The organism is Streptomyces sp. NPDC096012 (assembly GCF_040426375.1).
GTDB lineage: Bacteria > Actinomycetota > Actinomycetes > Streptomycetales > Streptomycetaceae > Streptomyces.
Genome location: NZ_JBEOTD010000079.1, coordinates 1 through 14,349 on the forward strand (window position 1 = coordinate 1; position 14,349 = coordinate 14,349).

The window sequence follows — 14,349 nt, forward strand, 5'->3', positions numbered from 1 at the left end:
CGGGCCCCCCGCCCCCCCGCGGGGGGCGGGCCCCGCCGGTGCCCCGCGCGGCCCCGCCGGCCCGCCCGCGGCGCCCCACGTCCGGTCTTTCCGGCGTCACGGATCCTGACCCCGGCCACCAGTGCGGTGGCCGTGGAGCTCTACGAGTTCTCACCCACCCTGGCCACCAGCGCGGTGGCCGCGGGGCTCTACGAGTTCTCACTCATCCTGGCCACCAGCTCGGTGGCCGTCGAGGCGGGCACACCCGCCGCGGTCAGTACGGCGACCGTGGCCGAGCGGCCCGCCTCCTGTGCTGTCAGCAGCCCGTCGTTCACCGCCTCCATCACCGCGAACAGCATCTGCTCGTGCACGTAGGCCAGTGCCGGCGCGGGCAGCGGGGAGCTGAAGACGCCCTGGTCCAGGCCCTGCTGCAGCACCCGGAGCTTGGTCTCGCGCAGCGGCGCGAGGCGTTCGCGGATGCCCTGCACGGTCACGGTGCGCTGGGCGAGGGCGACCAGCAGCCGGTAGCGGTCGGCGATCCGCCAGATCGCGAGCACCGAGCGGGCCACCGCCTCCGCCGGGTCGCTCACCGTGTCCCGTGCCTGTGCGTCCGCGTCCGCCAGCGCCGCCACGGCCTCGTCGACCAGCGTGCTGATCAGCGCCTCCCGGCTGGGGAAATGGCCGTACACCGTCCGTCGTACGACGCCCGCCGCGCGCGCGATCTGGTCCATCGAGGCGTCGGGGTCGCGCAGCAGTTCGGCGAGGGCGACGTCGAGGATGCGGCGCCGGTTGGCGTCGGCGCGGCTGTTACCCGTGGTCATGGCGGTCATTGTGCCCTCCCGGCTCGACTTGCACAGCATTGTGCAACGACGTACATTGCACATGGTTGTGCAATTGCACGCACCCGTGCATCCCGATCGGCGCAACCACCTGCAACTTTCGTCGCGCACCCGAGGAAGGCGACCCCTGCCATGCGACTCGTCATGACCGAACCGGTCGAGGGGACGGACCGGCCCTACGCCCGGCGCTGGTGGGCACTGCTCGTGCTCTGCCTGAGCCTGCTGATCATCGTGATGGCGAACACCGCCCTCACGGTCGCGGCGCCCGACATGACGAGGGACCTCGGGCTCTCCAGCGCCGACCTGCAGTGGGTGATCGACGGCTACACCGTCCCCTACGCGGCGCTGATGCTGCTGCTCGGCGCGATCGGCGACAAGTACAGCCGGCGCGGGGCGCTCGTCCTCGGCCTGGTCGTCTTCGGCGGCGGCGCCGTCTTCGGGTACCTCGCCGGCAGCTCCACCACCGTCATAGCGGCCCGTGCCGTGATGGGCGTCGGCGCGGCGCTGATCATGCCGGCCACGCTCTCGCTGCTCGCCGCGACCTTCCCGCGGGTGGAGCGGGCCAAGGCCATCACGCTGTGGACCGCCACCGCCGGGCTCGCCATCGCCGCCGGACCGGTGGTCGCGGGCGCCCTGCTGCGCGACCACGGCTGGTCCTCCACCTTCCTCATCAACGTGCCCATCGCGGCCGTGGCCGTCGTCGCCGCCCTCGTCCTCGTGCCGCCGTCCAGGGCCGGCCACCACGACCGCATCGACTACGTCGGCGGAGCGCTGTCGGTGATCTGGACCGGCGCACTGATCTACATGATCATCGAGGGTCCGCACTTCGGCTGGGGCGCCAAGGCCGTGACCGCCGCGGTCGTCGCGGGCGCGGGCCTGGTCGCCTTCGTCCTGTGGGAGCTGCGCCACCCGCGCCCCATCCTCGACGTGCGCCGCTTCGCCCACCGCCGGTTCGCGGGCTCCAACCTCGCTGTCGCCCTGTTCTTCCTCGCCGTCTTCGGCGCCTTCTACTACCTCACCCAGCACCTCCAGTTCGTTCTCGGCTACGACGCCCTGGGGACCGGCGTGCGCATGCTGCCGCTGGCCGGTGCCGTCTTCGCCGGCTCGGCCCTGACCGGCTGGCTCACCCCGCGCGTCGGCATGAAGTGGACCGTCAGCGCCGGCATGGTCGGCGGCACCACCGCCCTCGCGCTGCTGACCGGGGTGGACGCGGGCTCCACCTACGGCGACTTCGTGGCCCCCCTGATCATCCTGGGCCTCGCCATCGGCCTGGCCCTCTCGCCCTGCACCGACGCCATCATGGGCGCCTTCCCCGAGTCCGAGCTGGGCGTCGGCGGCGCCGTCAACGACACCTCGCTGGAACTGGGCGGCTCGCTCGGCATCGCCATCCTCGGCTCACTGCTCGCGACCTCCTACGGTGACCACCTCACCGACGCCACCGCCGGCAGCAAGCTCCCGGCGAGCGCCCGGGACGCCGCGCAGGACTCGGTCGGCGCCGGGTACGCCGTCGCCCAGGGCATCGGCGAGAAGGCGCACCAGGTGGCCGCCCGGGCCGCGGCGGCCAAGGACCCCCAGCAGGCCGCGCAGCTCAAGCAGCAGGCCGCCGAGCTGGCGTCCGGCGCCCGGCAGATGGCCGACGCGGTCGGCGCCGCCTTCTCCGACGCCGTGGCCCGCACGAGCCTGGTCGGCGCGGTGATCCTCGGCATCGGCACCGTCCTGGTGGCCGTCCTGCTGCCGCGCCGCGAAGCCGCCGCGGCCGAGGTGAAGGAAGAGGAGAGGGAACCGGCGAAGAGCGCGGCCGGCTGACCTCCGCACGCCGTCATCCACTAACGTGCCGTCCCTGATCGACCGGGACGGCACGTTCGCACGTGCCGTCGGCACCTGTACGAAAGGCACGGGGGATGAAGATCGACTGGGACCGGCGGACCTGCGCGCGCAAGGGCCATGTGACCTACGCGCCCGACGATCCCCGGCTGCGGGTACGGCTGCACGCCCGGACCGCGCTCGGCGAGGTGTGGCGCTGTCTGCGCTGCGGCGACTTCGTGCTCGGCGAGCCGCACGGCTCGGGAGCCGCCTGCGACGCCCCGCTCGTACCGCGCGGGAAGGTGCTGCGGGACCTGCTCATCCTGCGCTTCCTGGCGATCGAGCGGGCCGTGCGCGGGGTGTTCATCGTGCTCGTCGCGGTCGCGGTGTGGAAGTTCAGCAACAGCCGGGACGCGGTGCGCCGGCTCTTCAACGAGAACCTGGACGTGTTCCGCCCGGTGTTCCGGCACTTCCACTACGACCTCGACCACTCGCCGGTCGTCGGCTCCGTCCAGAAGGCCTTCGGTTACCGGCACTCCACGCTGCTGCTGGTGGCCGCGCTCCTGCTCGCCTACGCCCTGATCGAACTGGTCGAGGCGGTCGGCCTCTGGTACGCCAAGCGGTGGGCGGAGTACCTGACGGTGGTCGCCACCGCCGCCTTCCTCCCGCTGGAGGTCTACGAACTCACCGAGCACGTCAGCTGGCTGAAGATCGCCACGCTCGTGCTCAACGTCCTCGCGGTCCTCTACATCGCCCTGGCCAAGCGGCTGTTCGGGCTGCGCGGCGGACGCCGGAAGTTCGACGAGGAACGGCGCAGCGCCTCCCTGCTGGAGGTGGAGGAGTCGGCGGGGACGGCCGCCTGACCGGCCGCCCTTGACCTGACGCCGACGTCAACGCCTACGGTCGTGGACATGCGAATCGGCGAGCTGGCCGCCCGGGCCGCGACCACCACCCGCACCCTGCGCTACTACGAGGCGCGGGGGCTGCTGCCCGCCCGGCGCGACGACAAGGGGCACCGCACGTACGACGAGGGCGACCTGCGGCTGCTGGAGCAGATCCGGACGCTCAGGGACGTCGGGTTCGAGCTGGAGGAGACCCGGCCGTTCGTGGAGTGCCTGCGCGCCGGGCACCCGGCGGGCGACTCCTGCCCGGCCTCGCTCCTGGTCTACCGCCGCAAGCTGGACGAGCTGGACGCGCTCATCGGGCAGCTCGTGGCGGTGCGGGGCACGGTCGCGGGACAGCTGGAGCGGGCCGAGCGGGCCAGGGACGAGCTGGCCGCCGAGGCGCTGGTTCCGGGAGGCCCGGAACCGCGATGCGAACTGGGAGGGCTGACGCGGTGAGCTTGGTGAGCGGACTGGCCGAGGTGACGGACGACGATTTCGAGCGGGAGGTGATCGGCGCCGACCTGCCCGTACTGGTGCAGTTCACGGCCGACTGGTGCGGGCCGTGCCGGCAGCTGGCGCCGGTTCTGAAGGACATCGCCTTCGAGGAGGGCGACCGGTTGAAGATCGTCCAGCTGGACGTCGACCGCAATCCCGGGACGACGGTCGCCTACGGCGTGCTGTCCACGCCGACCCTCATGGTGTTCCGGGACGGTGAGCCGGTGCGCTCGATGGTGGGGGCGCGGCCCAAGCGGCGGCTGCTGGAGGAGCTGGCGGACGTGCTGTAGGGCGGCGCGTCCGCGACGCACGGTCCCGCCCACGAAAAATCCCCCGGGCAATTGCGCTCGGGGGATTTCGGTGCGTATATTCAGTGATTCGCGACTTCTATTTACGGAAGGCGCGGAGAAGTTCAGTGAGCACAGTATATCCGGGCGGGAGCGGAATTGTCAAACACCGAATTTCCGGACGATGAATTGCGACACGAACAGGAATTCATCGACGGACTGTACGCGCGTGTGGACGTGCTGCGCGGTGAGGCCGAGTCCTCGGTCGAGGACGCGCTCGGGCAGGGCGACAAGCCCATGCAGGCCCGGCTGGAGCGGGACATCCTGGTCGCCGAGCGCTCGGGGCTGCTCGCCGCGCTGAACGCCGTGGACGGCTCGCTCTGCTTCGGCCGCATCGACCTCGCCGACGGCGCGGTGCACCACATCGGCCGGATCGGGCTGCGCCAGGACGACCCCGAGCGCACGCCGATCCTGATCGACTGGCGGGCCGACGTCGCCCGCCCGTTCTACCTGGCGACCGGGCACACCCCGATGGGCCTGCGCCGCCGCCGGCACATCGCCACCGACGGCCGGACCGTGACCTCCCTGCACGACGAGATCCTCGACCTCGGCGACGCCACCCGCACCGGGCACGAGGACCCCAGCGGGGACGCGGTGCTGCTTGCGGCGCTGAACTCGGCGCGGACCGGCCGCATGAGCGACATCGTGCAGACCATCCAGGCCGAGCAGGACCGGATCATCCGGGCGCCCCACCGGGGCGTCATGGTGGTGGAGGGCGGCCCGGGCACCGGCAAGACCGCGGTGGCCCTGCACCGCGCGGCCTACCTCCTCTACGAGCACCGGGAGCTGCTGGCCCGCCGGGCCGTGCTCATCGTGGGCCCCAACCCGGCCTTCCTCGGCTACATCGGCGAGGTGCTGCCCTCGCTCGGCGAGACGGGGGTGCTGCTGGCCACGGTCGGCGAGCTGTTCCCCGGCGTGAAGGCCACCGCCACCGACACCCCCGAGGCCGCCGCCGTGAAGGGCCGGGCCGCCATGGCCGACGTGCTGGCCGCCGTCGTCCGCGACCGGCAGGCGCTGCCCGACCCGGTCATCGCGATCGAGCACGACCGCGAGGTGCTCATGCTGGACGACGGCCTGGTGCGCGTCGCCCGGGACCGCACCCGCGCGGCCGGGCTGCCGCACAACGCGGCCCGCGAGCACTTCGAGGGGCACATCCTCAACACGCTCACCGAGCTGTACGCCGAGCGCGTGGGCACCGACCCGTACGACGGCAGCAGTCTGCTCGACGCCTCCGACCTCACCCAGATCCGCGACGAACTGGCCGAGAACCCCGAAGTGTGGTCCGCCGTCGACCGGCTGTGGCCCCGCATCACGCCGCGCCGGCTGCTCGCCGACTTCCTCGCGGAGCCGGACGCCCACCTCGGCCGGGAGGACGCCGACGCGATCCGGCGCCCGGTCACGCGCGCCTGGACGGTGGCGGACGTGCCCCTCCTGGACGAGGCGGCCGAACTCCTCGGCGAGGACGACCGGCCGGCCAGGGCGCGGGCGGACCGCGAACGCGAGACCCAGGTGGCCTACGCACAGGGCGTCCTGGACGTGTCGTACGCCTCGCGCACCTACGAGTTCGATGACAAGGAGGACAGCGACCCCGAGGCCTCCGAGGTGCTCTCGGCACACGACATCATCGACGCCGAGCGGTTCGCCGAGCGGCACGAGGAGGCGGACCACCGCAGCGCCGCCGAGCGGGCCGCCGCGGACCGCACCTGGGCGTTCGGGCACATCATCGTGGACGAGGCGCAGGAACTGTCGCCGATGGCCTGGCGGCTGCTCATGCGGCGCAGCCCGACCCGCTCCATGACCCTGGTGGGCGACCCCGCCCAGACCGCGGAGGCGGCCGGGGTCGGCTCCTGGGCGGACATCCTCGCCCCGTACGTCGAGGACCGCTGGGAGCACACCCGGCTCGGCGTCAACTACCGCACCCCGTCCGAGATCATGGACCTGGCCGCGGCCGTGGTCCGTGCCGAGAACCCGGGGTTCGTGCCGCCGAGTTCCGTCCGCTCCACGGGCGAGCGGCCCTGGGTGCGCCGGGCCGGCGGCGACCTGCCCGCCGCCGTGGCCGACGCGGTCGCCGAACTCACCCCGGCGGAGGGCCGGCTGGCGGTGATCGCCCCGCGCGACATGCACCGGAGGCTGGCCGCCCGGCTGGACGGGGTGACGGCGGGCGCGGAACCCGACCTGACGCACGCGGTCGTCCTGCTCGACCCGCGCCAGGCCAAGGGCCTCGAATTCGACTCGGTGCTCGTCGTGGAGCCGGGCGGGTACGGCACGAGCGACCTGTACGTGGCGCTGACCCGGGCGACGCAGCGGCTCGGCGTGCTGTACTCCCGGGAGCTGCCGGCCGCGCTCGCCGAAGCCGCCGCGTGACCGGGCGGCCCGCTCGCCGGCCACGGCCCCCGGCCGGCGAGCGGGCCGCCCGGCCCACCCCCTGCGCGGGCCGCCCACCCGCCACCGTCGGAGACCGGCTCCGGCCCGGTCGTCCGTCCGCCGCCGGGGGAGACGGGAAGGGTCGCACAGGCCGGCCTGGTCTGCCGCTGTGCTCAGTGGCGTGGGCGACTGAACCAGGCCACGCCGTCCCTCTGAACCATGAAGACGATCAGCAGGACACCGGCGGCCAGCTCTACGACGGCCGCCATGACGATGGCGGTGGGGGCGACGCCGGCAGTGAGGCCGAGCGTGAAGGTGCCGACGACGCAGTGCCAGGCGCCGTAGACGATGGTGCCGATACGGAGGGCGTTGCCACCCTTGCCGAATCGTGCGGCGAGCACGAGCGCGAGGGCGGCGTGGATGACACCCTGGACCATCCCGGACTGCGCGAACGCCATCCGCACCGCCGCCTGCTTCGCCCCCTCGACCGCGGGGGCACGGGACCACCAGGACTCGCCGTAGGCGTCGAGAGCGCTCTGCGCCGCCTCGGCCTGAGCGAGCGCGGCCAGGCCCAGAACGACCAGGAAGCCCGCCAGCAGAAACAGGACCATGCGAGCCGCCCTGACCCGCTGCGGCATGTCCGGGGAGGTACTGGCGTACCCCTGCCGCACGTACCCGAAGCCGGGTGGCATCCGAGGCCGCGGAGGACAGCTCGGCGGAGGCGGCATCTGTGAGAAGCCGAATCCCGGCTGCCGGCCGGGGAAGTCGCTCCCCTCGGACTGCGGACGGGGCGCCTCGTTCATGGGAATCGTTCTCCTTCGATCCTGAAGCCGTCGGATGTCGGTCTGATCGGCTGGTGGTCTAACCGCTACCGGGGCAAGAGGTGGCGGGCGCGCCGATTCCGGCCGGTCGCGCCCGCGATGTCCGAGGCGGTGAGGGGCGCGTGCCGCGTGGCGGAAGCCCTGTGGGTTGACCGGCGTTCGGCCGGCCGCGGCGAGGTCGTGGGCCCTCCTTCGCCCGTGCGCCGCTGACGCGTGCTGATCGGCCCTCAGTACGTACGGGCCTTCTCCCAGCCACGCGCGTTGTCCAGCGTGGTCGCGAAGTAGTTCCTGGGCGGAACGGTCTGACCGTCGGGCAGGTTCTTGCCGGTGAGGGCGGGGCTGTACTTACGGAAGATCGCGATCGACTTCGTGAGGCAGTTGTTGAAGCCGATGTCGTAGCCGTTGCTCTTCATGTGGCCGAAGGTGCGCTGCGCGGCCTTGAGGTCACCACCGGCCGTGTCGATGCACCGGTAGGCGTCGTAGTAGCCCGCCTTGTGGTGGCCGTCCCGCCTGATGCTCCTGCGGAGATCGGCCCAGGTGCCGCCCTTGATCCAGCTGCCGTTGTAGTCGCCGGCCGCGATGTGCGGCTTGCCCTTGTAGCCCTCGGTGGCGCCCCAGATCCAGTGGCCGGTGTTCTTCGGGTCGCGGATCGCCCAGGCGACGTGTCCGTACGTCCGGCCGGCGATCGGGGCGCCCTCCTTGTCCAGGAAGAAGCACGCCCGGCCGCCCGTGGCGGCCTCGGCCGGGCCGGGGGTGACGATCGGTACGGCGGTCGCCGACAGCACGGCCGCGAGGAGGGTCAGGACTGTGCGATGCTTCCGGGTCGTCGATCGGTTCATGGCGGGACTCCGCTCCTGGGTAGGTGGGTTGATGGCGGATCAGCTCGGTCGCGTCCGCCGCGGTCCACTTTCCCGAGTGCCGGAAGCCTGCTCCAGCCCCTTCGTCCGGCAGGTGCTTGCAGTGCCAGGTGCACAGGCACTGACCTGCTGTTTCACTAGCGCGGTGCAACTACCGGTGGGAGGCGAGGCAGCGGTGAGGGAACCGGAGGAGCCGGGGGAGTCCTTCGAAGGGTTGGCGTACGCCCTCGTCCAGGCCCTGGACGAGTGGCGCGAGTGCCTTCAGGAGGTGATCGACGGGTCCGGGCCCTCCCGTTCGGGGCTGCTCGCCCGGCTGAGGGACGCGGACCCGAAGATCGACAACCCTCTCCTGGGGCATTGGCTGCTCGGCCGCGATCAGCTGCTGGGCGAGAACAAGAGATCCAGCCGTGTGCCGACCGTCCAGGACACCGCCCGGATCGTGGCGGCCTTCCGGGACGATGCCGCGCCCCAACGTCGGCGGCTGATGGGGATCGCCAGGCGGATCGAATTCCACAAGACCGAGCTGCACAAGATCAAGGGCCACCAATGGCGAAGCGCGGTGGTCAACGCGCTCAAGGCTCCGGAGCAGCCCGCCCCACCGGGCCCGGCCGCCCCAGCGGCCGCCCCGCCGTCCACCGACCTGCCGCCCCCTCCCGCCGACGGCATGCCGACGCGGGCACCCGTGGCCGGGTCCACCGCACAGGCCGTTCCGAGCGAAGACACCGAACAGCCCGCCGGCGAACCGACCACCCCGCGGACGGTCGCGGATCCTCCCGCCACTGCCGCCTCCAGCTCGTGGAAGCGGCCGGCCGGCGTCGCTGCGGCCGTCGGCCTGCTGATCGTTCTGGCGGTCGCTGCGAAGGGATGGCCGGGGTCGACCGGGCAGGGCGGTCAGGCCGAGCCCTCCTCCAGCCCAGCGACATCGGCCGCGGGAGCGACTGCCCAGGCCAGTGACGCGTTGGGGGGAGACAGCCGGTGTTCTCCGCCCAAACCCGGTCCGTCCGGTGTTCAGCTGCGTGCCTGCGCGAAGGTCCAGCGCGACAAGGTGGCTTTCGCCCTCAAGGTCGCCAACCCCACGACCTCCGCTGCGAACGTCACCGTCAAGGTGGCCGGCTTCTGGGCAGGAGCGCGGCACGACTGTGAGCCCGGGCCCTCCACCACCCGTATCACCGTCGAACCAGGCGCCACCTTCACCACCGATCCGGCCTTCTGCCAGACGGCACGCCAGGACGTCCGGATGGCTTATCAGGGGGAGGCGTACATCGCCGCAGGCGACGGGGAGGACTGGATGGGCCACGCGTGGTCTCCCCGCGCCAACGTCTACGCGGACCGGGCAACCGCGTGGCGGTGCGGTGGCGATGTGCCGTGCTAGAGGCCCCGCTGCCTCCCGGGCCCTGCCTCGCCGTCGCTGATGTCTGCCTCGCGTCTGCCGTCGCCGGTGCCTTCGGCATCGCCCGCAGGGGGTCGCGCCGAACGGCCCACGGCCACCGGCTGACCTTCGTCCGTCCACACGACCGACGATGTCAACGGTGGCCGTGCCCTTCCGCGTCACCCAGCCGTACAGGCACTCGGCAGCAAGCGGAACCTGACCGACCGGCCCGGGACGCCCTCCGCCCACAGGCCGGGACCAAGATCTACGGCTGGAGTGCTAGGCCGGGCGCAGCCACACGGTGGCCAGCGGGGGGAGGGTCAGCCGGATGCCGGCCGGCCGGCCGTGCCGGGGCTGCGGTTCCGGCTTGATGACGTCCGGGTTGGTGACGTCGCCGCCGCCGTACCTCCCGGCGTCCGTGTTCAGCACCTCCACCCAGGCCGGGACGTCCTCGGGGACGCCGATCGGGTAGTCGTGGCGGATGACCGGCGCCAGGTGGGAGACCGCGAGGAGCGGGTTGCCGTCGGCGTCGAGGCGGAGGAACGCGAACACGTTGTCGTCCGCCGCGTCCCCGGTGATCCACTGGAAACCCGCCGGGTCGGTGTCCCGCTGCCACAGCGCCGGGGCCGCGCGGTACCGCGCGTTCAGGTCCCGTACGAGATCGCGCACACCCCGGTGGTCCGCCTCGGCGCCGTAGGACGGGTCGAGCAGCCACCAGTCGGGGCCGTGCGCCTCGGACCACTCGGCGCCCTGGGCGAACTCCTGCCCCATGAAGAGCAGCTGCTTGCCCGGATGGGCCCACATGTAGGCCAGGTAGGCGCGGTGGCCCGCGCGCTGCTGCCACCAGTCGCCCGGCATCTTCGAGACCAGGGACCGCTTGCCGTGCACCACCTCGTCGTGCGAGATGGGCAGGACGTAGTTCTCGCTGTACGCGTAGACCATCGAGAACGTCATCTCGTGATGGTGGTACCGGCGGTGCACGGGATCGTGGCCCATGTACTGGAGGGAATCGTGCATCCAGCCCATGTTCCACTTCAGGCCGAAACCGAGGCCGCCGAAGCCGCTCGGGCCCTTGTGGTGCGTGGGCCGGGTGACGCCGTCCCAGGCGGTGGACTCCTCGGCGATGGTGACCACGCCGGGGCAGCGCCGGTAGACGGTGGCGTTCATCTCCTGCAGGAAGGCCACCGCGTCCAGGTTCTCCCGGCCGCCGTGCTCGTTCGGCGTCCACTGGCCCGGCTCGCGCGAGTAGTCCAGATAGAGCATCGAGGCGACCGCGTCCACGCGCAGCCCGTCGATGTGGAACTCCTCGCACCAGTACACCGCGTTCGCCACCAGGAAGTTGCGGACCTCGCGGCGGCCGAAGTCGAACTCCAGCGTGCCCCAGTCGGGATGGGCGGCCCGCAGCGGATCGTGGTGCTCGTACAGCGGACGCCCGTCGAACTCCGCGAGCGCCCAGTCGTCCCGCGGGAAGTGGGCCGGCACCCAGTCCATCAGCACGCCGATGCCCGCCTGGTGCAGCCGGTCCACCAGGTACTTGAAGTCGTCCGGGGTGCCGAGGCGGGCGGTGGGCGCGTAGAAACCGGTGACCTGGTATCCCCAGGACCCGCCGAAGGGGTGCTCGGCGACCGGCATCAGCTCCACGTGCGTGAAGCCCATCTCCAGCACGTACGCGGGCAGTTGCTCGGCCAGCTGGCGATAGGTCAGACCCGGCCGCCAGGACGGCAGATGGACCTCGTAGACCGAGAAGGGGGCCTCGTGTACCGGGGTGTCCGCGCGGTGGGCCATCCAGTGCGCGTCAGCCCACTCGTGGTGCGAGTCGTGCACGATCGAGGACGTGGCGGGCGGGACCTCCGTACGGCGGGCCAGTGGATCCGCGCGCAGGGTGCGGGAGCCGTCCGGGCGGGTGATCTCGAACTTGTACAGCTCGCCCTCGCCGATGCCCGGGACGAACAGCTCCCACACCCCCGTCGAGCCGAGCGAGCGCATCGGGTAGCCGGTGCCGTCCCAGTGGTTGAAGCCGCCCGTGACCCGCACCCCGCGCGCGTTCGGCGCCCACACCGCGAACCGGGTGCCGGACACGCCCTGGTGGGTGGTGACGTGCGCGCCGAGCGCCCGCCACAGCTGCTCGTGCCGGCCCTCGCCGAGCAGGTGCAGGTCCAGTTCGCCGAGCGTGGGCAGGAAGCGGTAGGCGTCCTCGGTCTCGTGGACCGTGTCGCCGTACGTCACGAGCAGCCGGTGGACCGGGACCTCGGTCAGTGCGAGGAGCCCGGAGAAGAAGCCGTCGCCGTCGTCGTGCAGGTCCACGCGCAGGTCGCCGGAGACCACGGTGACCGCCGTCGCGTGCGGGCGGAAGGCGCGGAAGGCGACACCGCCCGGCACCGGGTGGGCGCCGAGGACGGTGTGCGGGTCGTGATGGGTGCCGTGCAGCAGCCGTTCACGGTCGCCGGCGTCGACGGCGGGGGAGACGGCGACCTCCCGTACGGGCGCCTCGGGCACCGGCATCTCCCGTGCGGGCGCCTCGGGCACCGGCATCTCCTGTGCGGGCACCTCGTGCACGGGCACCTGCGGCGTGGGCACCTCCCGTACGGGCGCCTCGGGCACCGGCACCTCCCGTGCGGGCACCCCGGGTGCGGGTACCTGCGGCGCGGGCACCACCCGTGCGGGCACCTCCGGCGTGGACACCTCGGGTGTGGGCATCTCCGGCTCGGGCACCTCGACCACGGGCGGCGCCGGCTGCGGGGGCACCTGCGTGGCCGGTGTCTCCTTGGCCTTCCTCTCCGCCTTCGTCTTGCCGGTCTTGTTCTTGGGGGCTGACTTCTTGGACGTCACGAGCGGGTCTCCCGGGCGAGGATCAGATCGGGTCGGACGCGGCGAGCCGGCGGATCGCCGCCAGCGGGACGGGGAGCCAGTCGGGGCGGTGCCGGGCCTCGTAGACGACCTCGTAGACCGCCTTGTCGGTCTCGTAGGCCCGCAGCAGCACCGGATCGGTACGCGGGTCGCGGCCGGCCACCTCCGCGTACCCGGAGCAGTAGGCGGCCCGGCAGGCGTGCGCCCAGTCGGCGGCCGCCGGGGTCGCCGAGTGGGCCGCGTAGTCGAAGGAGCGGAGCATCCCCGCGATGTCCCGCACCGGCGGCTGCGGCATCCGCCGTTCGGCGAGCGGCCGCGCCGGCTCGCCCTCGAAGTCGATCAGCGACCACTGCCCGGACGGCGAGCGCAGGCACTGCCCGAGATGCAGATCGCCGTGGACGCGCTGGGCCGTCCAGGTACGGCCCTCGGCGGCGAGGGCGGCCAGCGCCTCATAGGCGGACCTCAGTCCCGGCGCGTACGGCCGCAGCGCCGGCACCGCCTGCACGGCCGCGTCCAGCCGCTCGGTCATGCCGTCGACCAGCCGCTCCAGCTGGGCGTGGCCGAGGGTGACCGTCGGCAGGGCCCTGGCGAGCGCGGTGTGCACCTCCGCCGTGGCCCGGCCCAGCGCCCGCGCCTCGGCGACGAAGTCCTCCCCCTTGGCCAGCTCGCGCAGCGCCAGCTCCCAGCCGTCGGTGGCACCGCTGACGTAGGGCTGGAGCACGGCCAGGACGTACGGCCCCTCGGGCTCGCCGGCCGCCTCGGCATGGAGCCAGGCCGTCGGCGCGGGCACCCGGGCACAGCCCGCACGGGCCAGCGCGAGCGGCAGCTCCAGATCGGGGTTGACGCCGGGGACGACCCGGCGCAGCACCTTCAGAATGAACGTATCTCCATAGACCACGGAGGAGTTGGACTGCTCGGCGGTCATCAGCCGGGCCACCAGGCCCTCGCGGATGTCCTGGCCCGTGTCCCGCTCGAAACGCAGCCCGCCGACGCGGGCCCGGCCGCGCAGGGCCTCCAGCAGCACCTCGGCGGGCCGCGGGTCGTACAGGGCGTCGTACACCGTGCGTCCGGTGAGCGGCCCGTCCTCGACGTGTCCGATCAGCGCGGGCGCCAGCCGGGGCGGCAGCGCCTCGCGCACGCCTATGAGGAGCTGGTAGCAGTCGCCGGGCTGCGGGGGAGCCCCGGGCGCCGCCGGCTGGTGGACGCGCAGCAGCAGGTGGTACAGGCCCAGCCGGCCGTCCGGCGGCAGGAGTTCGGTGGCGGCCACGCAGCTGAAGCCGGTGATCTGCCGTCCCTTGCCCGCGAACCAGCGTTGCCGTGGCAGCCAGGTCCGCAGCAGCGGGTCGAGCGAGGCGAGAAGGTGACTCGTGGGGCTGGTGGTGCCGGAAGGGATGACCGTATCCGCCATGGGCGACACGTCCTTTCCCCGGGTAGTCGGGGTGTTACTGATGGGTGCCCCGGGCGGGGCGGTGGAAACGCCCCACCGCCCCGCCCGGTGCGCCTAGACCGCGTCCCTGCGCAGCCGGAACCAGTAGAAGCCGTGGCCCGCGAGGGTGAGCAGGTACGGCAGTTCGCCGATCGCCGGGAAGCGCACCCCGCCGAACAGCTCGACCGGGTGCCGGCCGCCGAACCGGCTCAGGTCCAGCTCCGTGGGTTGCGCGAAGCGGGAGAAGTTGTGGACGCACAGCACGAGATCGTCCTCGTACTCGCGCAGGAAGGCGATCACCGCCGGGTTCGAGGAGGG

General features: G+C 72.6%; 12 protein-coding genes. 6 read left to right on the plus strand and 6 right to left on the minus strand.

The features are described 5' to 3' along the window. Nucleotides 1-188: 188 nt before the first annotated feature. Entirely contained in the window at nt 189-809 is a 621-nt protein-coding gene (locus ABVB68_RS36245; protein ID WP_353605478.1) for a TetR/AcrR family transcriptional regulator, read from the minus strand. A 141-nt stretch (nt 810-950) separates the two neighbouring features. Between ABVB68_RS36245 and ABVB68_RS36250 the strand changes: the two genes are divergently transcribed. From ABVB68_RS36250 to ABVB68_RS36270, 5 genes are all read left to right on the plus strand, one after another. Then, complete coding sequence (locus tag ABVB68_RS36250; protein ID WP_353605479.1) at nt 951-2,624, plus strand: MFS transporter; 1,674 nt, start codon at nt 951-953, stop codon at nt 2,622-2,624. 95 nt (nt 2,625-2,719) lie between these two features. Further along, nucleotides 2,720-3,484, plus strand: coding sequence for a DUF2127 domain-containing protein (locus ABVB68_RS36255; RefSeq protein ID WP_353605480.1), 765 nt, complete (start codon nt 2,720-2,722; stop codon nt 3,482-3,484). A 48-nt stretch (nt 3,485-3,532) separates the two neighbouring features. Beyond that, on the plus strand, nt 3,533-3,961 hold the full coding sequence (locus ABVB68_RS36260; protein WP_353605481.1) for a MerR family transcriptional regulator: 429 nt from the start codon (nt 3,533-3,535) through the stop codon (nt 3,959-3,961). Next, on the plus strand, nt 3,934-4,290 hold the full coding sequence (gene trxA / locus ABVB68_RS36265; protein ID WP_353605482.1) for a thioredoxin: 357 nt from the start codon (nt 3,934-3,936) through the stop codon (nt 4,288-4,290). The genes ABVB68_RS36260 and trxA overlap by 28 nt, the downstream gene beginning before the upstream one ends. A 186-nt stretch (nt 4,291-4,476) precedes the next feature. Then, the gene (locus ABVB68_RS36270) at nt 4,477-6,711 is read left to right on the plus strand and encodes a HelD family protein (RefSeq protein ID WP_353605483.1); all 2,235 of its coding nucleotides are present in this window, start codon (nt 4,477-4,479) and stop codon (nt 6,709-6,711) included. A gap of 173 nt (nt 6,712-6,884) precedes the next feature. Here ABVB68_RS36270 and ABVB68_RS36275 read toward each other — a convergent pair whose 3' ends face one another. Further along, entirely contained in the window at nt 6,885-7,322 is a 438-nt protein-coding gene (locus tag ABVB68_RS36275) for a hypothetical protein (protein ID WP_353605484.1), read from the minus strand. Nucleotides 7,323-7,759: 437 nt separating this feature from the next. Next, nucleotides 7,760-8,371 (minus strand): Tat pathway signal protein, encoded by a 612-nt coding sequence (locus tag ABVB68_RS36280; RefSeq protein ID WP_353605485.1) that lies wholly within the window; start codon nt 8,369-8,371, stop codon nt 7,760-7,762. A gap of 193 nt (nt 8,372-8,564) precedes the next feature. Between ABVB68_RS36280 and ABVB68_RS36285 the strand changes: the two genes are divergently transcribed. Next, the gene (locus ABVB68_RS36285) at nt 8,565-9,761 is read left to right on the plus strand and encodes a hypothetical protein (RefSeq protein ID WP_353605486.1); all 1,197 of its coding nucleotides are present in this window, start codon (nt 8,565-8,567) and stop codon (nt 9,759-9,761) included. A 276-nt stretch (nt 9,762-10,037) separates the two neighbouring features. Here the strand turns inward: ABVB68_RS36285 and glgB are convergent, their stop codons facing one another. The 3 genes from glgB to ABVB68_RS36300 form a co-directional block, all read right to left on the minus strand. After that, on the minus strand, nt 10,038-12,260 hold the full coding sequence (gene glgB, locus ABVB68_RS36290; RefSeq protein WP_353605489.1) for a 1,4-alpha-glucan branching enzyme: 2,223 nt from the start codon (nt 12,258-12,260) through the stop codon (nt 10,038-10,040). Between the two features lie 349 nt (nt 12,261-12,609). Then, on the minus strand, nt 12,610-14,013 hold the full coding sequence (locus tag ABVB68_RS36295; protein WP_353605487.1) for a maltokinase N-terminal cap-like domain-containing protein: 1,404 nt from the start codon (nt 14,011-14,013) through the stop codon (nt 12,610-12,612). A 93-nt stretch (nt 14,014-14,106) separates the two neighbouring features. Beyond that, nucleotides 14,107-14,349, minus strand: a 243-nt coding sequence (locus tag ABVB68_RS36300) for an alpha-glucosidase C-terminal domain-containing protein (protein WP_353605488.1), incomplete at its 5' end; no start/stop codon positions are given.